This window comes from Streptomyces anulatus (genome assembly GCF_000721175.1).
GTDB classification, from domain to species: Bacteria; Actinomycetota; Actinomycetes; order Streptomycetales; family Streptomycetaceae; genus Streptomyces; species Streptomyces anulatus_C.
Map to the genome: position 1 here is coordinate 131595 of NZ_JOEZ01000018.1, position 18150 is coordinate 149744.

Annotated in this window: 17 protein-coding genes; 9 read left to right on the forward strand and 8 right to left on the reverse strand. The window is 72.8% G+C overall.

The window, feature by feature from the left end; translation table 11 throughout:
- Positions 1-32: 32 nt before the first annotated feature.
- Complete coding sequence (locus IG90_RS0122675; protein ID WP_030587462.1) at positions 33-833, reverse strand: SigB/SigF/SigG family RNA polymerase sigma factor; 801 nt, start codon at positions 831-833, stop codon at positions 33-35.
- A gap of 619 nt (positions 834-1452) precedes the next feature.
- Between IG90_RS0122675 and IG90_RS0122680 the strand changes: the two genes are divergently transcribed.
- The 3 genes from IG90_RS0122680 to ligD all read left to right on the forward strand — a co-directional run bounded on the left by IG90_RS0122680 (position 1453) and on the right by ligD (position 3860).
- Entirely contained in the window at positions 1453-1677 is a 225-nt protein-coding gene (locus IG90_RS0122680; protein WP_030587464.1) for a DUF5133 domain-containing protein, read from the forward strand.
- A gap of 240 nt (positions 1678-1917) precedes the next feature.
- Complete coding sequence (ku, locus tag IG90_RS0122685) at positions 1918-2877, forward strand: non-homologous end joining protein Ku (protein WP_030587466.1); 960 nt, start codon at positions 1918-1920, stop codon at positions 2875-2877.
- 20 nt (positions 2878-2897) lie between these two features.
- Positions 2898-3860, forward strand: a complete 963-nt coding sequence (gene ligD, locus IG90_RS0122690) for a non-homologous end-joining DNA ligase (RefSeq protein WP_078585365.1) — start codon at positions 2898-2900, stop codon at positions 3858-3860.
- A gap of 114 nt (positions 3861-3974) precedes the next feature.
- Here ligD and IG90_RS0122695 read toward each other — a convergent pair whose 3' ends face one another.
- On the reverse strand, positions 3975-4913 hold the full coding sequence (locus IG90_RS0122695) for an SDR family oxidoreductase (RefSeq protein ID WP_030587470.1): 939 nt from the start codon (positions 4911-4913) through the stop codon (positions 3975-3977).
- Between the two features lie 252 nt (positions 4914-5165).
- Here IG90_RS0122695 and IG90_RS42285 point away from each other — a divergent pair, with 252 nt between their 5' ends.
- The 4 genes from IG90_RS42285 (at position 5166) to IG90_RS0122715 (ending at position 9113) form a co-directional block, all read left to right on the forward strand.
- Positions 5166-5339 (forward strand): CsbD family protein, encoded by a 174-nt coding sequence (locus IG90_RS42285; RefSeq protein WP_078585366.1) that lies wholly within the window; start codon positions 5166-5168, stop codon positions 5337-5339.
- Positions 5340-5594: 255 nt separating this feature from the next.
- Complete coding sequence (locus IG90_RS0122705) at positions 5595-6848, forward strand: lycopene cyclase family protein (RefSeq protein WP_233436056.1); 1254 nt, start codon at positions 5595-5597, stop codon at positions 6846-6848.
- Positions 6829-7557: a class I SAM-dependent methyltransferase gene (locus IG90_RS0122710; protein ID WP_030587474.1), complete on the forward strand. Its 729-nt coding sequence runs from the start codon at positions 6829-6831 to the stop codon at positions 7555-7557. The genes IG90_RS0122705 and IG90_RS0122710 overlap by 20 nt, the downstream gene beginning before the upstream one ends.
- A complete protein-coding gene (locus IG90_RS0122715) occupies positions 7554-9113 on the forward strand; it encodes an FAD-dependent oxidoreductase (RefSeq protein ID WP_030587476.1) in 1560 nt (519 codons plus the stop codon). Before IG90_RS0122710 ends, IG90_RS0122715 begins: the two co-directional genes overlap by 4 nt.
- 39 nt (positions 9114-9152) lie before the next feature.
- On the opposite strand, the gene IG90_RS0122720 is transcribed toward IG90_RS0122715, so the two are convergent.
- The 5 genes from IG90_RS0122720 to IG90_RS0122740 all read right to left on the reverse strand — a co-directional run bounded on the left by IG90_RS0122720 (position 9153) and on the right by IG90_RS0122740 (position 14704).
- Positions 9153-10175, reverse strand: a complete 1023-nt coding sequence (locus IG90_RS0122720; protein WP_030587477.1) for a Rieske (2Fe-2S) protein — start codon at positions 10173-10175, stop codon at positions 9153-9155.
- On the reverse strand, positions 10172-11200 hold the full coding sequence (locus IG90_RS0122725; RefSeq protein WP_030587479.1) for a phytoene/squalene synthase family protein: 1029 nt from the start codon (positions 11198-11200) through the stop codon (positions 10172-10174). The genes IG90_RS0122720 and IG90_RS0122725 overlap by 4 nt, the downstream gene beginning before the upstream one ends.
- Complete coding sequence (locus IG90_RS0122730; RefSeq protein WP_030587481.1) at positions 11197-12723, reverse strand: phytoene desaturase; 1527 nt, start codon at positions 12721-12723, stop codon at positions 11197-11199. The genes IG90_RS0122725 and IG90_RS0122730 overlap by 4 nt, the downstream gene beginning before the upstream one ends.
- Positions 12720-13997, reverse strand: a complete 1278-nt coding sequence (locus tag IG90_RS0122735; protein ID WP_030587484.1) for a polyprenyl synthetase family protein — start codon at positions 13995-13997, stop codon at positions 12720-12722. The genes IG90_RS0122730 and IG90_RS0122735 overlap by 4 nt, the downstream gene beginning before the upstream one ends.
- A gap of 347 nt (positions 13998-14344) precedes the next feature.
- Complete coding sequence (locus IG90_RS0122740; protein ID WP_030587486.1) at positions 14345-14704, reverse strand: ArsR/SmtB family transcription factor; 360 nt, start codon at positions 14702-14704, stop codon at positions 14345-14347.
- Between the two features lie 120 nt (positions 14705-14824).
- On the opposite strand from IG90_RS0122740, the gene IG90_RS0122745 reads away from it, so the two are divergent.
- A complete protein-coding gene (locus IG90_RS0122745) occupies positions 14825-16189 on the forward strand; it encodes an MFS transporter (protein ID WP_030587489.1) in 1365 nt (454 codons plus the stop codon).
- A gap of 320 nt (positions 16190-16509) precedes the next feature.
- On the opposite strand, the gene aztA is transcribed toward IG90_RS0122745, so the two are convergent.
- Positions 16510-17253, reverse strand: a complete 744-nt coding sequence (gene aztA, locus IG90_RS0122755) for a zinc ABC transporter ATP-binding protein AztA (RefSeq protein ID WP_078585367.1) — start codon at positions 17251-17253, stop codon at positions 16510-16512.
- 15 nt (positions 17254-17268) lie between these two features.
- Between aztA and aztB the strand changes: the two genes are divergently transcribed.
- Positions 17269-18129: a zinc ABC transporter permease AztB gene (gene aztB, locus IG90_RS0122760; protein ID WP_030587493.1), complete on the forward strand. Its 861-nt coding sequence runs from the start codon at positions 17269-17271 to the stop codon at positions 18127-18129.
- Positions 18130-18150: the final 21 nt, after the last annotated feature.

An 18150-nucleotide genomic window follows, 5' to 3' on the forward strand; every position in this document is an offset into this window, starting at 1 on the left:
TCCCGTGGTGGCCGGTCGGCGGGGCGGGGCCGTCATGCCGCTCCCTGGAGCGCGTCCTCGCGCAGGCGGTCGCAGGACTGGCTGAGCAGGCGCGAGACGTGCATCTGGGAGATGCCGAGGCGTTCTGCGATGCTCACCTGGGTCATGTCACGGAAGAAGCGGAGGTAGAGGATCGTCCGCTCCCGCTCCGGCAGCTTGCGCAGCCCCGGCTTCACGGCCTCCCGGTCGACGGCGACGTCCAGGGCCCCGTCGGTGGACCCCAGCCGTTCCGAGAGAGGGCTTCCGCCGTCCGCGCCCGCGGGTTCGGCGTCGAGGGAAAGGGCGCTGTAGCTCTCCAGAGCCTCCATGCCCAGCGTTACGTCTTCCTCGCTGAGCCCGGCGGCGGAGGCGATCTGGGCACGGGTGGGCGCGCGCCCACCTGCGGTCTGACCGAGATCGCGCCGGACCGTCCGTACCTGGTTGCGGAGGTCCTGGACCCGGCGCGGTACGTGGACATCCCAGGTGTGATCCCTGAAGTGCCGCTTCAGCTCACCGGTGATCGTCGGAACCGCGTACGTCTCGAACGCCTTCGCGCGCAGTGGATCGAAGCGGTCCACTGCCTTGACGAGGCCCAGGGCGGCCACCTGCCGAAGGTCGTCCATCGCCTCCCCGCGGTCACGGAACCGCGACGCTATCCGGTGGGCCATCGGCAGCCACGCGCAGACCAGCTCGCTGCGCAGCATCTCCCGCTCTCGGCCGGGAGGCAGCTCGCCCAGCCTCCGGAAAGCCTGGTGCGTGGACGAGTCGTCCCCGTCTGCGCTTCGTTCGTGGCCAGATGCACCTGCATCCTGCATGCGAGTTCACTCCTCGACGACGGTTACGTCGGGTCGCCGTAGGAGTGCACGCGGCCGGACACGGACCGCCCGGGACTCCCACGGGCGCCTCATGTCCGAAGCACACACTTCGCATACCCGTACTAATGGGCGCTAAACGGGTGAATTCCGAGATGGCCCAGAACTTGCCGCTCCGTCCGTTCGTAGAGTCGCGGCCCTGGTGGGGAGAGGGCCGGGCCGCAGGCAGAGCCCCTGAATCCCGTGCTCCGCGGCCCGACACCTCGGCCGGCCAGCAGGGTTCCGGCGCGGTGACCCCGAACAGGATCGAACCGGATCCGACTGTGCATCGGCGGAGGCCACGGCGTACGCCTTCCCGGGCGGCGGGGCGGCGTGACTTGCGGGAACGGCGCCACGGTGGGAAAAGTGATGGAGGAGACCAGGAAGCGTCCCGTGCGGACCCGCTGTCCTCCCCCGAGGGTGTGCCGTGAGGCTGCCGAGTCACCCCGGTCCCTTCTTCGCGAATCCTGCTCTCCTCTGCCGTGGCGCAGTCCGGCCGCGTCCCGAAGACGTTCGCGGTGCCGGTCTCCCCTGGTCTCCCGGTTCCCGCCGTCATCCCGTTGCGAGAGAATGGCCGAGTGCGATGCTGATGGCCCACCCCGCAGTGCTCGAAGAGCTTCTGCGTCGTTACGACGAACTGAAGGCCGAACGCGGAAAGGACGCCGGGGAGGTCACCCGGTGCCTCGAGGACGTGAGCTACACACTGTGCGTGACCACCGGCACCCGGGACATCGGCTCTGCTCTCGCAGCCGCTCGTGAGCAACTGCGTCGCCTGGTACCGGAGAAGGCGTCCGCAGTCCTTTCCTGAAGAGCCGGCAGCTGCTGGGCCCGGGCAGTGCTGCCGACCGGGCCGTCAGCCAGGCGCCGCGAGCCGAAGCAACTCCCCTGGAGGCTTGCCGAGGGGACCGGCCCACCCCTACGTGCCTCGTCATGCGAAGAATCAGGTGCGGGGTGAGGATCGAGGTACGGGCGGCGGCCCGGCTGCGCCAGGCTGGCGCGGTACGGCTCGCCTCCTGACGACTGAGCCCGCAGGGGCATGGAGGTAGGTATGCCGAGGCCTTTGTGGACCGGCGCGATCAGCTTCGGCCTGGTCACCATCCCGGTGAAGGTCGTGTCCGCGACCCAGGACCACTCGATCCACTTCCGCCAGGTCCACCTGAAGGACCTCGGCCGGGTGCGTACCCGGAAGGTATGCGAGCTGGACGGCAAGGCCCTGTCGCAGGACGAGATCGGCAAAGGCTACGAGCTCTCCAAGGAGGAGACGGTTCCGGTCACTGACGAGGAACTGGACCGGATTCCGCTGCCCACCGCGAAAGCCATCGAGATCGTCGCGTTCGTCGACGCCGACAGCATCGACCCGATCCGGATCGGCGACTCCTACTTCCTGGCGACCGACGGCCAGGTCGCCGCGAAGCCCTACACGCTGCTGCGCCGGGCGCTGGAGCGCTCGGACAAGGTCGCCGTGGCGAAGTTCGCCTGGCACAACCGTGAGCGCCTGGGCCTGCTGAGGGTCCGGGAAGGGGCGATCGTGCTGCACTCGATGCGCTGGCCGGACGAGATCCGCAGCCCGGAGTCCCTGGCTCCACGGGAGGTGGAGCTGCGGGAGGACGAGATCGAGCGGGCTGTGCAGCTGACCGACACCATGGCTCTGGACAGCATCGCCGGGTTCCGGGACGCGTACCGCGACGCCCTGGAGGAGCTGCTCACGGCGAAGTCGGAGGGCAAGGAGCTTCCGGGGCCTGCCGAGGGCGGGGAACGCGAGGAGGGGAAGGTCGTCGACCTGATGGCCGCGCTGAGCGCGTCGGTCGAAGCGGCGAAGGAGAGCCGTGGTGAGGACGGGGGAGGGGAGGCCACCGTGCACGAGATGCGGCCCGGGAAGAAGACCGCGCCCAGGAAGGCGGCCGCGTCCGGGAAGACCACCGGCCAGAAGGCGGGCGGCAGGAAGACGGCCGCCGCGAAGAAGACGACCGGCACCAAACGTACGGCGAGGAAGCAGAGCGCCTCCTGACCGGGGACGGAGGCGGCTCCGTGGTGCGCCTGCCCCGCATCGCACCGATGCTCGCGACCCCCGGGCGGCTCCCCCCGCCCTCGGAGGACACCTCCTACGCGTACGAGGTGAAGCAGGACGGGCAGAGGTGCGTGGTCTACCTCCCCGGCGACGGGTCGGTGCAGCTGCGCGCCCGGTCCGGCGCCGACATCACCCCCGCCTACCCCGAGTTCGCGAGCCTGGGAAGGGTGCTCGGCGCCCGCCCCGCTGTGCTGGACGGGGAGATCGTCGCACTGGACGAGGAGGGACGCGGCGACTTCCAGCGGCTGCAGTCCCGGATGGGGCTGGCCGGCTCCCGAGCCCGGGCGGCCCGCATGGCCGCGAAGGTTCCCGCGCATCTGATGTTCTTCGACGTGGTCTTCCTCGACACGAGCCGGCTCGTCCGCACCCCGTACTCCGAGCGCCGCGCCGTCCTGGAGTCCCTGGGCCTGGGCGGGGCCGACTGGTCGACCCCGACGGCGGTCGTCGGGCACGGTGAGCAGGCGCTGGAGATGACGCGGACCGCCGGTTTCGAAGGCCTCGTCGCCAAGCGGCGCACCTCCCTCTACGAGCCCGGCGTCCGCTCCCGGGCATGGATCAAGATCCGGCACGTGCGGACCGAGGACATCGTCGTCGGAGGCTGGCTGCCCGGCCACGGCCGCCTCGCCGCTCTGCCGGGCGCCCTCCTCATGGGCCGACCGGACCCCGGCGGAGGACTCCGCTACGTCGGCGGCGTCGGCACCGGCTGGAGCGATGCCGAACGCACCAGCCTGGCCGGCCTCCTCCACGCCGCGGAGACCGCCACCTGCCCATTCGCCGAGCGGCCCGCGGTGCGCGGGGCCCGGTGGGTGGAGCCCCGACTGGTCGGAGAGGTCCGCTACACGACCCGTACCAACGCCGGGCGCCTGCGGCAGCCCTCCTGGCACCGCCTGCGCCCCGACCTCACACCCGATGACCTCCGTTGAGTCGCGGACGGATGTTCGTTCCGATGGGGACGCGCGGCCCACGGCCGGAGCCCTGGGGCGTGACCCCCGTTCACCGAGGAGTGCCCGGGGCCGCGGAACACGAAATGGTGAGGGCTACCGGTCGGGTGGGGGAGAGGAGCGGGAGGCCCGGTGGGAGTTCCAGTCGGCTTCCCCTCCGGCACCCAGGACCTCGACGGGGGAGGGCATCGTTTCGCTGGGGCGGGCCCGCAGTTCGCGGCGGGTGATCCGGGCGACGAGCGCGGGGAACAGCGGGCGCAGAGGCTGGCACCAGCGGAGCCAGGGCGGGGAGTAGATGTTGGAGGAGCGGTGGGTGATGCCCCGGGTGAGCCATCGGGCGACCTGGGCGGGGGAGTGCACACGGCGGGCCGGGCGGGGCTGGTTGCGGCGCAGGGCTTCGAGGACGGGATGGTCGTCGATGCCGGTGAGCATGTCGGTGCCGGTCCAGTGCAGGTAGGCGATGCCGACCTGGACGCCGTCCGGTTCGACCTCGCCGCGCAGCGCGAGGGCGAACGACTCCACCCCTGCTTTGGAGGCGCAGTAGGCGCTCATCATGGGCGCGGCGCCGAACGCGGCGGTGGAGGCGATCTGGAGGAAGTAGCCGCGGGTCGCGGTGAGCTGGGGCAGGAACGCGCGGGCGGTGTTGGCGGAGCCGGTGAGATTGACGTCGACGACACGTTGCCAGAGTTCGGCGGCGGTACGGTCGAACGGGCCGCTCACCGCGATGCCCGCGTTCGCCACGACCACGGAGGCGGGCCCGAGGCCGGCTTCCACACGGCGTGCGGCGTCCGCGAGCGCGGTGCGGTCGGTGATGTCGCACTCGACGCAGATGCTCGGGCCGGGGAGCTGCGCGGCCGCTTCCTCCAGGGCCGCCCTTTCCCGCCCCAGCAGGGCGACGCGCATCCCGGCCTCGGAGAGGCTGCGGGCGAGCGCTTCGCCGATGCCGCGAGCAGCACCGGTGACGACCGCGACCCGGCCGTGCAGGGGACGGGCGGGAGCACGGCGGATCCTGCGCCCGCACAGGCTGGCGTACATAGTTCCTCCTCGGCCGCTGACTTCTTTCCCGCTGACCTTTCGGTCGCCGGCCGCGCGGTTGTGGGGCCGCCGCCCCGCACCACCGTCACGCCTCGAGCCGGCCACCGCAACCGGGCCCGGCCGCCGGCCTGGGCCGGCGTGGGCGGGACCGGGGCCGGAAGGGAGTCGGCTCAGGGACGGCAGGTTTGCGCGGTGAGAGAGCGGTCAGGCGGGGGGAGACCGTGATGTCGAGCAAAGCAAGGTGTGAGTTTCATGAGTGCCGACGAGAAGGCCCAGGCCAAGACCGAGCAGACCAAGGGCAAGATCAAGGAAGCCGCCGGGCGCACCGTCGGCAACGAGCGTCTCACTGCCGAAGGCCGGGCCGACCAGGCCAAGGGCGACGCCCGCCAGGCCAAGGAGAAGATCAAGGACACCCTTGACGACTGAGGTCGTTGCGACCCGGCCCCGCCGAGCTCGGCTCCGGCGGGGCCGGGCCGTGCCCGTGGTCGCGGAGTGCCGCCCCGAGGCGGCCAGGCCGGCGGACCGTACGGCCACTCAGGTGCGGGCAGCGGATATGACCGGGTCCGGGAGCGGACAGCGGGATACGGTCGCGAAGCACGTACCTCGCGCGGTGTTTCGGTGCGGAGGGCATCGACTCTCGCCCGCAGCGGTGGTCCGTACCTGTCCGACCGGGAGGGAACCGTGCCTGCTGACTTCGACGTCGTCATCGTGGGGGCCGGAGCTGCCGGGCTGAGCCTGGCGTACCACCTCTGCGCGCCGGACAGCCCCGTACCTTTGTCGGTCGCCCTCGTCGACGCCCCGCCGGGACCTCTGCGGGCGCCCCCGCGGACCTGGTGCTTCTGGGAGCCGCCGGGCGGGGACCACGACCCGATCCTGGCCGCCTCCTGGTCCCGGCTGCGGGTCCGGACGGCAGACGGGGCCCCCACGGTGACCCGGCTCTCCCGGCTGCACTACAAGATGTTGCGCTCGGACGCCTTCGAGGCGCTGGTCGCGCGGCGGTTGTCCCGTACAGCGGCCCTGCGCAGGATCGAGGCGGCCGTGAGCGCCGTACGCGACGTTCCGTCCTGCGGCGGGGAGGTCCTCACGCGGGACGCCCGCGGCGAACACGTCCTCGTACGTGGCCGCCTCGTCTTCGACTCCCGTCCGCCCCGCCGCCTGCCGCCGGCCCGGACCACCCTGCTCCAGCACTTCACCGGCTGGTTCGTCCGCGCCGAGCGGCCCGTGTTCGATCCGACGACCGCGGACCTGATGGACTTCCGTACCCCACAGCCCGCCCACGGGCTCTCGTTCGGCTATGTCCTGCCGCTCGACCCGCACACGGCGCTGGTCGAGTACACCGAGTTCTCGCCCCTCCCGCTGGACACCGAGGGCTACCGGCGCGCCCTGCGTCACTACACCCACGACGTCCTGGGACTGGGCCGATTCCGGGTCACGGCACAGGAGCACGGCGTGATCCCCATGACGGACGGTCGCTTCCCGCACCGCGAGGGCCGTTCGGTGTACCGCATCGGCACCGCCGGAGGCGCGACCCGTCCCTCCACCGGTTACACGTTCGCCGCCGTGCAGCGACAGAGCCGGACGATCGCCGCCCAGCTGCGCGCCGGGCGACCGCTGCGCATGCCCCTGCCGTACGGGCGACGGGCGCGGATGATGGACGCGGTCATGCTGCGAGCCCTGGACAGCGGCCGGGTGGACGGCGCCGACTTCTTCGGCCGCCTCTTCCGCGGCGTCCCCGGCGAGCGGCTGCTGAGCTTCATGGACGGCAGTTCGCGGGTGCACCAGGACCTGCTCATGGGCCTGCGGACACCGGTGGGGCCCATGCTGCGAACCGTCGTCGAACTCCCCTTCAGAACCCGGCGTGAACGCCGCCCGGCTTCCTTTCCCCCTCCCCGACCGACCACGAAGAGAGCACCCCATGACCCTGCTGCGCGGTGACGCACTGTCCGCGGCATTCGACCACGGCTCCGCCGCCTACGACCGCCTCGTCGCGGCCAGCCCCGGGTACCACGCGCACCTGCGCCGCTCGGCACGCCGACTGGGCCTGCCGGACGGGGGACGCGGGCTGCGCGTGCTCGACCTGGGATGCGGCACGGGTGCCTCCACAGCCGCGCTTCTCGCCGCCGCCCCGCACGCCCGGATCACCGGAGCCGACGCGTCCGCGGGCATGCTGGACCGCGCGGTCGCCAAGAGCGGGCTGGCCGGCGTCGACTTCGTGCACGCACCGGTCGAGCAACTGGCCGACCGGCTGCGCCCGGGCTCGTACGACGCGGTGTTCGCCGGCTACCTCTTCCGCAACCTCGACGACCCCGACAAGGCGCTCACCCTGGTCCGTGACCTGCTCGTCCCGGACGGCCGCCTCGCCGTCCACGAGTACACGCTCGGCGGATCACCCGTCCACCGTGCCGTCTGGAACGCGGTCTGCTCGGTGATCATCCATCCCGCCGGACGGCTCGCCGGGGACGCGGAGCTCTACCGCCACCTCCGGGACAGTGTCGCCGACTTCGATACGGCGCCCGCGTTCGCCCGGCGACTGCGCCGGGCCGGCTTCGCCGACGTGCGCGTCCTGCCGCTGCCCGGCTGGCAGACCGGAATCACCCACACCTTCGTCGGCCGTTCCGCCCCCGGCGCGGGGGAGCGGCCGTGACCATCCTGCGGGACAGCGGTAAGGGCCACCGGCACGGCCGGGACCGGCAGGCGGCCGTCGTGCCGGCCCCGGCCGGCCGCGCCCGGTTCACGGGCGGGGCCCCCGCCGTTGCGGTCGTCGGCGGTGGCATCGCCGGGATCGCGGCGGCCACCCTCCTGGCCGAGCGCGGCGTGCGCGTCACCCTCTACGAGCGTGAACCCGGCCTGGGGGGAAGGCTGTCGGGCTGGCCCACCGAGCTCGCCGACGGCACGACCGTGACGATGAGCCGCGGTTTCCACGCCTTCTTCCGGCAGTACTACAACCTCCGCGGCCTGCTCCGCCGGGTCGACCCGGACCTCGGCTCGCTGACCGGGCTGCCCGACTACCCGCTGTGGCACAGCTCCGGCCTGCGCGACAGCTTCGCCCGGGTGCCGCGCACGCCTCCGCTCAGCGCGATGGGATTCGTCGCCCTCAGCCCCACCTTCGGTCCGCGCGACCTGATCCGGATGAACCCGAGGGCGGCCCTGCCGTTGCTCGACGTGCGGGTGCCCGAGATCTACGACCGGATCGACGGCATCAGCGCCACCGAATTCCTCGACCGCATCCGCTTTCCGGAAGCCGCCCACCACCTGGCGTTCGAGGTGTTCTCCCGCAGCTTCTTCGCCGATCCGCGTGAACTGTCGGCGGCCGAACTGGTGCTGATGTTCCACATCTACTTCCTCGGATCCAGCGAGGGCCTGCTCTTCGACGTTCCCGCCGAACCGTTCCCCGCCGCCCTGTGGGACCCGCTGCACCGCTACCTCGAAAGCCACGGCGTCGACGTGCGGACCCGGACGCCGGTCCGGCAGGCGCGACCCCGGCCGGACAGCGGTCTCGACATCGCCACCGACGACGGCACCACGCGCTACGACGCCCTCGTACTCGCCCTGGACAGCGGCGGCCTGCGCCGCGTCGTCGCCGCCTCACCGGACCTGGGCGACGCCGGCTGGCGCGCACGGATCGCACGGCTCCGCGCCGCGCCGCCGTTCCTGGTGTCACGGCTCTGGCTCGACCGGCCCGTGTCGCGGGACCGGCCGGGCTTCCTGGGCACCAGCGGCTACGGGCCGCTGGACAACGTGAGCGTCCTGGACCGCTGGGAGGGGGAGGCCGCCCGCTGGGCCCGGCACACCAGGGGTTCGGTCGTCGAACTGCACGCCTACGCCGTCGCACCGGACGCCGACCGGTGGGCCGTACAGGACGAGGCCCTGCGGCAACTGCACCGGATCTACCCGGAGACCCGGAGCGCCCGCGTCATCGACGAGCGTCACGAATGGCGGTCGGACTGCCCGATGTTCCCCGTCGGCGGCTACCAGGACCGGCCGGGCGTGCGCAGCCCCGACCCCGCCGTCACCGTGGCCGGGGACATCGTCCGCACCGGGCTGCCGGTGGCCCTGATGGAACGCGCGGCCACCAGCGGATTCCTCGCGGCGAACGCCCTGTTGGAACGGTGGGGCGTGCGCGGGCAGACGCTCTGGACCGTGCCGCGCGCGGGACGCTCGGCCGTTCTGCGCCGGTTGGCGGCGCTGGGGGCGAAGTGAGCGCCGTGCGGGGCGCCTGGCTCCTGCCCCCGGCGCCTGTCAGCCCGGGAACCTCCCGCTGTCGCGCAGTTCCCAGCGCCTCTCCGCGTACGCCAGGTCGTCCCGCCACAACCGGCCGGCCGACGCGCGCATCAGAGGGCGCAGCAGGGGCGCGGCCGCCCGGGCCACGGCGAACCCGCGCCGGTCCGACGCCGCGACCAGCGCCTCCGTCACGGCCGTTCGGGGCCGCCCCCGCTCGTCCGGAGCGAGGGGAGTGGCGTGCGTCTCCACCACGGACCCCGCCCCCTCGCCCTCGACGATGTGCATGACGACCGTTCGGGGCTCGGGAGCCGAGAACCGGGCCCGGACCGGCACCACCAGGCGGCCGGCGACCTTGAAGGACACGTCGACGGTGAACCCGTCGCCGTCCGCCGGATCGACCGCCGTGCCGTCGGCGGGCGTCCCTGCCACCGTCAGGTCCACGAAGGAGTACGGATGGAACCAGGCGCCGTGCCACGGGTCGAGGCGGTTGGCCACCACGTCCTGCGGCTCGCAGCGGCCGACGCCGGAGTAGACCGCCTCCACGGCGTCCCGGACCCCGGGCCGGACGGGCACGTACGGCCGTTCCGAAGGAGGCTCACCGCCCATGCGGTCGAGCCGCACCCAGAGAAGGATCCCGTCGTCGAAGGCGGGGTAGGGCTCCCACCCGGCGAACGGCCCGCCGTCCAGAGCCAGTCCGTGCCAGTGGCAGACCAGCGTGCCGCAGCGGACGGGGCTGTCGCGCAACGGCGCCCCCAGATGCGGGCACGCCCCCGGACCTGCGCGGAGCTTCCCCGCCCCGTCACGCCACGCCACCACCTCGGTGGAGCCGACCGTGACCCCGAGGGTCCGCCCGGGCGGCAGGTCGCGCGAGGCGCCGATGACGTACCAGTTGCCCGAAGGCCTGCTCCGCGCCCGCTTGAGGGCCTCGGCGATCAGCGCCGGTTTCGCGTCCCGCCACGTCGGCGCCTGCCGCTCCCACGGGACGGGCGCGCGCCGCAGCCGCAGCGGTATGCGCCGGCGGCGTCCCGCCGCGGGGCTCACACCGCCTCCTTCCGTACCGCGCGTGCGGTGCCCGCCGCCCGTGGTCGGGAGGCGGCACAGACCTGCTCTCCCGCGACCGGCCTCTCCCGGAGCCGGCTCACCGCGCGTGCGGTGACCGCCCGGGCCAGCCCGTCCAGCGCCACGGCGGCCCGTCGACGGCGCGGGACGACCGCCCGGCGGTGCAGGACCGCGTACCCGTCCGCCTCGATCGCGTCGAGAATGCCGCTGTACAGCACGAACGCCGTACGGATACAGGGCCGCGACACCGGGGCCAGCATCGAGATTCCGGGCAGGGCGGTGCGGTAGACGCCCCGGTTGTGGGCTGCGGCGGCCCGCAGGACGTCGGTGATCCGACCGTCCCGCGCCCCCGTACTCCGGCTCCACTCGAAGCGTTCCCGGTCCACCCCGTGGGCCGCCAGCAGATCGGCCGGCAGGTAGAGCCGGCCCCGGTCCAGGTCCTCGCCCACGTCCCGCAGGAAGTTGGTCAGCTGGAAGGCGACGCCGAGGGCGGCCGCGTGCACAGCCGCCTCCTCGCGCGGCACCACCGTCCCGAGCACCGGCAGCATCTGAAGGCCGATCACCGCGGCCGAGCCGTGCATGTACCGGCCGAGCTCCTCGTACGAGGCGTACCCGCCGACCGTCAGATCGCTGCGCATGGAGGACAGGAAGTCGGTGAAGTGCCGGGATTCGATGCCGTACCGGTCCGCCGTGTCGGCGAGCGCGCGGATCACGGGCTCGGTGGCCCGGCCGTGTCGCAGTCCCGCCTCCAGCTGGGATTCCAGCTCGACCAGGGCGCGGGCGCGCTCCCCGGCGGTGGCCGTGCTGTCGAGGTCGTCGACGATGTCGTCGGCCCGGCGGGCGAAGCCGTACAGGGCGTGGACGGCCGGCCGCCGGTCGACGGGAAGGAGCCGGGTGGCGAGGAAGTACGTCCTGCCGTGCCGTGCGTTGAGGCCGCGGCAGCGGGTGTACGCGGCCCGGAGCGCGGGGTCGTCGATGCCTGCTGCGTCGAGTTCGCGGACGGTCATGCGCTGGTACCTCCCGGGGCAGGGTGCGGCGCGGCCCGGGTGAAACGAGGGCCGGTGATCCTCTCCGCCGCCAGCTTCCCGGAGATCAGGACGGTCGGCACGCCGACGCCGGGCGTGGTGCCGCAGCCGGCGAGGACGGCGTTGACCGTGCCCCGCACCAGGTTGCGCGGGCGGAAGGGCCCGGTCTGGGGGAAGGTGTGCGCCACGGAGAACGGGGTGCCCGCCGCATGGCCCTGGGCGGTCCAGTCGACCGGTGTGACCAGGCCCTCCTCCTCGATCGCCGCGCCGAGGCCGGGCATCTCGCGGCGCTCCAGCTCGGCCAGGAGCTCGTCCCGGTAGCGGGGCCCCAGCTCGTGCCACTCCCGTACACCGGGCCCGACCTCGGTGTTCGGGCAGGGGGCGAGGACGTAGTGGAGGTGCTTGCCCGGCGGAGCGAGGGAGGGGTCGGTCGCGGTGGGCCGGGTGATGAGGAGGGAGGGGTCCGACATCAGCTCTCCGGTGCGGGTGAGTTCGTGGAAGGTGCTCTTCCAGGCCGCGCCGAACGAGATGGTGTGGTGGGCCAGATCCGGCCACGTGCGGTCCGTGCCCGCGTGCAGGATCACCGCGGACGGCGAGTGCCGCAGGGGGAGGGGCCGGTGCGGGGCGCGGCCGAGCAGCCGATAGCTGATGGGCAGATCGGGTGTCAGGACGACCGCGTCGCAGGGGATGCGCTCCTGGTCGGTGACGACGGCGGTGACCCGGTCGCCCGAGCGCTCCAGCCGGGTGACGCTCCGCCCGTAGCGGAAGGAGGCCCCCGCGTCGGCGGCCGCGTCCGCCATCCCCCGGGGCAGTGCGTGCATACCGCCCCGGGGGAAGTACACCCCGGCCACGGTGTCCATGTAGGCGATGACGGCGTACGCGGCCAGAGCCCGCGCCGGCGGCACACCCGCGTACAGCGCCTGGAAGGAGAAGACCCTGCGCAGCCGTTCGTCCGAGACGAAGCGCCCGATCCGCGCGTCGAGCCGGCCGAAACCGCCGAGCGCGGCGAGCCGGACGAGGTCGGGGTGGGCGAGCTGGAGCGGCGAGTCGAAGTTGGCGTCGATGAAGCGGCGCATCTGCACCCGGTACAGCCGCTCCAGCCAGATCCGCAGCCGCCGGTAGCCGACCGCCTGCCGGGAACCGGCGAACTGCTCGACGGCGGCCTCCATCGCCGCGCCGTCGGTGTGCACGTCGAGCTGGGACCCGTCGGCGAACCGGGCCCGGTAGGCGGGGTCGAGCCGGATCAGCTCCAGCCGGTCGGACGTGCGCTCCCCGACGGCGGCGAAGGCCTCCTCCACCAGATCCGGCATGGTCAGTACGGTCGGCCCGGTGTCGATGCGGAAGCCGCCCGACTCCAGCAGCCCGGCCCGGCCCCCGGGCGCGGCCTCCCGCTCGACGACCGTCACACGGCGGCCCGCGCCCAGCAGGTGCAGGGCGGCGGCCAGTCCTGCCAGACCGGCGCCGACGATCACCACGTGGTCGACGGGCCCCTTGACGGTGATCACCGGGTGATGCCTCCTTCGGCCGCGGTCAGGGCCGGAGCCGTCACCCTCCCGGCGTCGTGCCCGGGTGGTTCGTCGGCGGCCGGCGAGCCGGGGGACCGGCCGCCCGAGACCGTGCACAGCAGGTCCAGCAGCCGACCGCCGCCCTGCGCGTCGACGTCGACTGCCTCGCCCAGCCGGTGTACGGCCTGCTCGCGGAGACGCTCGGCCTTCCACTCCACATGGGCACGCGCGCCCGTCGCCTCGAAGACGCCGCGTACGTCCGCCAGATCCTCTTCGGTCAGCGCGTTGTTCCCGACGGCCCGGCCCAGTACGTCCAGCGCCCCGTGGTCGCCCGCCGTCTCTGCCCGCGTGCGGGCGACGGCCAGGAGATAGGTGGGCTTGCCCTCGCGGATGTCGTCGCCCGAGGGCTTCCCGGTCACCCCCGGATCGCCGAAGACCCCGAGGAGGTCGTCCCGCAGCTGGAAGGCGATACCGGCGCACCGGCCGGCGGAGCGCAGTGCGCCGGTGGTCCGCTCGTCGGCATCGGCGAGGGCGGCACCGATCGCCAGGGGCCGCTCGACCGAGTACAACGCGCTCTTGAGGCAGGCGGCCCGCAGGGTCTGCTCCTCGGAAGGACAACCACCGACCTGGCCCCGCAGATCCAGGTACTGTCCGGCGACCATCTCGGTGCGCATGGCGCGCCAGAGGCCGCCGATCCGACGGCGCTGGACTGCGGACAGCGTGGTCTCCGCCACCGTGTCGTCGGCCCAGACGAGGGCCAGATCCCCCGCCAGCACGGCCGCCGACGTGCCGAACGCGGAGCCCTGCCCGGAATCCGGCGAGAGGCCCGCGCCTTCGGCCAGGGAGATGTGCACGGCGGGCTTCCCTCGGCGTAGCCGGGAGCGGTCCATCACGTCGTCATGGATCAGCGCGCAGGTCTGGATCAGCTCCAGCGCCACGCCGAGCCGCAGTGCGGCCGCGGTCTCCGCCGCACCGCAGGCCCGCATCCCCCACCACAGGAGGCGGGGTCGCAGCCGCTTGCCGCCGTCGAGTGTGAAGTCGGCGACCCGCCGAGCCAGCTCCTCGGAGAACGACGCGTCGCTCCCGGCGGCCTCGGCGACCCGTTCGGTCAGCACCGCCCGTGCGGTGTGAAGGAAGGCGCGGGTCACATCCGCATCGACGGCCTGTGGGCCGGGGGGCGGCGGTGAAGCGTCGCGAGGGCACCCGCCCCACGCGGAGGCCGGTTGCGGAGACTCGGCGGACGAGTGGTGGTCCTTGGGCTCAGGACGGCCCATCTCACGCCCTTTCGACGAGTGCGGTGACGACCGGTTCGCCACTTCGCACAGACGCGCGTACCCCGTTCGCCTCCGTCTGCGCACTACCGAGTGCGCGCCGCGCGACAGCGGGCACCGATCAGAGACGATCACGACCGTCGTGCGCTACCGAGGGAGAAACACCCCCGGACACGCCAAGACGGCGGTCAACACGCCCGTTCGGCCCAGGAGAACGGTGTCCGTCGCGGGTGCCCTCGACGACGGACCCTCACCGCACGCGCGGAGTGCCGCCCGCGCGGCCGCACCCCTCACCACCGCAATCCTCCTCGTCGTTGTCTCCGTGCCGCGGCGGATTCCCGGCCGTTGAGTCAGTCGTGGGCGGCGGCGCCGGTGACGCGGTGATCGGCGTGGCTGAGGGCCTCGATGACGAGTCGGCGCAGGTGCCCGTCCGTCAGCCGGTAGACGACGTGTCGTCCCTCCCGGCGCGTGTCGACCAACCCAGCCAGTCGCAACTTCGCCAGATGCTGGCTCACCCCGGTCCGCGATGCGGCACAGAGCTCGCTGAGGGTGCCGACGTCGGCCTCCTCCTGGGCGAGCAGCCACAGGAGGTGCAGGCGGGTGGAGTCCGCGAGAAGCGCGAACACCCCGGCGGCCTCGGACAGCCGCCTCTCGTCAACTGCTTGCTGGTGCGCAGAGGACGCAGATGAAGGTTCCTTGCTGATGGGCACTCCCACACCCTAGGCCGCGCCCGGCCTTGCGCCGCCCATCCCGTCATCATGTGCACAACTGCGCACATGATTGGTACGTTGGTGAGGCGGGGGACGCTCCTCGCAGCGAGGGGGACCCTCATGCTCACAGTGCTGCGCAACCGCGCCTACCGGCACTTGTTCGCCGCGCACGTCGTCGCCCTGGCCGGCACCGGGCTCGCCACGGTCGCGCTCGGACTGCTCGCCTACGACATCGCCGGACCGCGCGCGGGATCGGTGCTCGGTACGGCGCTGGCCATCAAGATGGCGGCCTACGTGGGCCTGGCGCCGGTGATCGCCGCGCTGGCCGAGCGGGTGCCTCGCCGGGCCGTCATGGTCTGGTCGGACGTCGTGCGCGGGGGTGTGGCGCTCGCCCTGCCATTTGTGGATCAGGTCTGGCAGGTCTACGTGCTCGTCCTCGTCCTGCAGGCGGCCTCGGCCGCGTTCACGCCGACGTTCCTGGCCGTCGTCCCCGATGTTCTGCCCGACGAGCGCGACTACACCCACGCGCTCTCTCTGTCGCGGCTCGCCTACGACACCGAAAGCCTCTTCAGTCCGGCCCTCGCCGCGGCTCTGCTGACCGTCACCACGTACAACTGGCTGTTCCTGGGGACTGCGGTGGGATTCGCGGCCTCCGCGATCCTGGTCCTCTCCGCCCTTCTGCCCAAGGGCGCTTCGGCGGCCGACAGGCAGCACCAGGGAGGAGTCCAGGACAGGGTGACGGCGGGGATCCGGCTTCTCTTCGAGGCGCCGGCACTGCGTTCCCTGCTCTGGATGGATCTCGCGGTAGCGGCGGGCGGCGCGCTCGTCCTGGTCAACACCGTCGTCTACGTGCGCGGTCACCTGGCTCTGACGGCGGGTGACGTGGCCCTCGCGCTTGGCGCTTACGGCGGCGGCTCCATGGCAGTGGCCCTGTTCCTCCCGCGCGTCCTGAAGCACGTTCCCGACCGAAGGGCGATGCTCACAGGGGTTCTCGCTCTGCCGGGCGTCTTCGCAGGAGCCGCCCTGGTCACCGCAGCACGCACCGGGGACTGGCGCTGGCCCGCCCTGCTCACGGTCTGGGCCGCGTTCGGCGCTGCCGGCTCTCTCGTCCTGACCCCGGCCGGCAAGATCCTCAAGCGGTGCACGTCCCCCGAGCACCGCACGGCCGCCTTCGCGGCGCACTTCTCCCTCTCGCACGCCTGCTGGCTCGCCACCTACCCACTCGCCGGATGGCTCGGCGCCGCCGCCGGCCTTCAGGCGGCCGTGCTGGCCCTGGCCGCCGTCGTGCTGGCAGCCGCGGTCCTCGCCGTCCGCTCCTGGCCCGCCGACGCCGCAAAGGCCCCGGCGCCCGTTGCGCACGGCGAGGGCGTGCACGTCCACGCCAATCTGCCCGCGACACACCCGCACCTGGCGGATGCCGTGCTCGCCCCCGGCGGCTTTCGCCACCACCACGCGCCCCGGGCAGATCATCTCCATACCGTGTGAGCGCGATGCTCCCGCCCCGAGCAAAGGGGCACCGCGGCCCCGGGTCACAAAGGGGACAGCAGCATGAGCACCTCGTCACGGTCATCGTCCGAACCGAGCCGGAGAGCCCCGGGCCGTCCGATCTTGGACAGCACCCCGTCCAGGCCGTTGCCTGCCTGCCCCGGGGTTGAGTCGCCGCGCGCCATGGCCTGCCGGTCAGGCGTGATGCCCGCCGGGCAGGCGGTCGTGCGGGACCGGGCCTGCTGTGCAGGTCGAACACCTGGGCCCTACGCACCGCTCGGCGATGCCGGCATGGCCTTCGCGTTGCGTGTGCCGGCTTCTCAGAGCGTTTGCCGGACCCGGGTCAGCGACGACGTGGTGAGGACCTGGTCCGGACTCCCCTGCCCGGCGAGGCGGCCGTCCTGGAGCAGGAGGCAGGCGTCCGCCGCGCGTGCCACCTCAAGATCATGCGTGGCCTGGACGATCGTCACCCCGTCGGCGACCAGCGCCGTCAGCAGCGCCCCGATCCGCTCCCTCGCCTCCGGATCCAGGCCGGTGGTCGGCTCATCGAGGAGCAGCAGGTCCGACTCCTGCGCCAGCCCCTGGGCGATGAGCGCACGTTGACGCTGCCCGCCCGACAACTCGCCCAGTTGGCGTGAGGCGAGGTCGCCGATGCCGAGCCGGTCGAGCACCGCGTCCACGGTCGCGTGGTCCCGCGCGGTCAGCCGGCGCCACGGACCGCGCTCGCCCCAGCGTCCCATCTCCACGGTCTGCCGAACGGTGAGGGGAAGAGTGTCGCCGACCGCTCCCCGCTGCGGCACGAAGGCCGGAGGCCGGTCACCGGCGCGGAGGAGGTCGCCGGATGTCGGCTTGATCACACCGGCGAGCACGCCGAGCAGGGTCGACTTGCCGCTCCCGTTCGGGCCGACGAGCACTGTCATGGTCAACTCGGTTATTTCACCGCTGACTTGATGGAGTACTGGGCGCCCTGGATAGCCGGCGCACAGCCCCGAGAAGCGGAGGGAGGTGGTCCGGTCGAGGGGCGGGGTGCATGAGGGGTGCTGCGTTTTGAACATGATTTTCATTGTAGTGTCCTGGGCATGGAATGGTTGACGGTCCCGTTCGAGGTGACTTTCGTGCAGCGGGCCCTGTGGGGCGGGATGCTGGTATCCGCCATCTGTGCGCTGGCGGGCACCTGGGTGGTGCTGAGGGGGATGGCCTTCCTCGGTGACGCCATGTCCCACGGGCTGCTGCCCGGGGTCGCGGTCGCCGCGCTTCTCGGGGGCAATCTGATGGTGGGCGCGGTGGTCAGTGCCGCCGTCATGACGGCAGGCGTCACCGCACTGGGCCGTACGCCGAGGCTGTCTCAGGACACCGGTATCGGGCTGCTGTTCGTCGGCATGCTCTCGCTCGGCGTGATCATCGTGTCGCGCTCGCAGTCCTTCGCGGTCGACCTGACCGGGTTCCTCTTCGGGGACGTCCTCGCCGTCAGGCAGCAGGATCTCCTCGTGCTCGCGGCGGCGCTGCTCGCGGCGCTGGCGGTGTCGGTCCTCGGCCACCGCGCCTTCCTGGCCCTGGCGTTCGACTCGCGCAAGGCCCACACCCTCGGGCTGCGGCCGCGCCTGGCCCACGCTGTGCTCCTCGGCCTGCTCGGCCTGGCGATCGTCGCCTCGTTCCACATCGTGGGAACGCTGCTCGTCCTCGGACTGCTCATCGCACCGCCGGCGGCCGCTCTTCCCTGGGCTCGCTCCGTGCGCGGGGTCATGGTGCTCGCCGCCCTGCTCGGCACCTTGGCCACGCTCGGAGGGCTGCTGCTGTCCTGGCATCTGAGCACCGCGGCCGGTGCGACCGTCGCGGCCCTCGCGGTGGGCCTGTTCTTCCTCTCCCACGTGCTTTCCGGCCTGCGGGACCGCCGTACGCGCCAGGTCCACTCCGCGGCGCCCCTGCCCGAAGCCAACTGAAAGAAGCCGGAGGCGATCATC

Coding starts and splice junctions, on each gene's coding strand:
- IG90_RS0122710 (WP_030587474.1), top strand. CDS start 6,829: ATGACCCTGCTGCGCGGTGACGCACTGTCCGCGGCATTCGACCACGGC.
- IG90_RS0122735 (WP_030587484.1), bottom strand. CDS start 13,997: ATGGGCCGTCCTGAGCCCAAGGACCACCACTCGTCCGCCGAGTCTCCG.
- aztA (WP_078585367.1), bottom strand. CDS start 17,253: ATGAAAATCATGTTCAAAACGCAGCACCCCTCATGCACCCCGCCCCTC.
- aztB (WP_030587493.1), top strand. CDS start 17,269: ATGGAATGGTTGACGGTCCCGTTCGAGGTGACTTTCGTGCAGCGGGCC.
- ku (WP_030587466.1), top strand. CDS start 1,918: ATGCCGAGGCCTTTGTGGACCGGCGCGATCAGCTTCGGCCTGGTCACC.
- IG90_RS0122680 (WP_030587464.1), top strand. CDS start 1,453: ATGCTGATGGCCCACCCCGCAGTGCTCGAAGAGCTTCTGCGTCGTTAC.
- IG90_RS42285 (WP_078585366.1), top strand. CDS start 5,166: ATGAGTGCCGACGAGAAGGCCCAGGCCAAGACCGAGCAGACCAAGGGC.
- IG90_RS0122745 (WP_030587489.1), top strand. CDS start 14,825: ATGCTCACAGTGCTGCGCAACCGCGCCTACCGGCACTTGTTCGCCGCG.
- IG90_RS0122675 (WP_030587462.1), bottom strand. CDS start 833: ATGCAGGATGCAGGTGCATCTGGCCACGAACGAAGCGCAGACGGGGAC.
- IG90_RS0122695 (WP_030587470.1), bottom strand. CDS start 4,913: ATGTACGCCAGCCTGTGCGGGCGCAGGATCCGCCGTGCTCCCGCCCGT.
- IG90_RS0122725 (WP_030587479.1), bottom strand. CDS start 11,200: ATGACCGTCCGCGAACTCGACGCAGCAGGCATCGACGACCCCGCGCTC.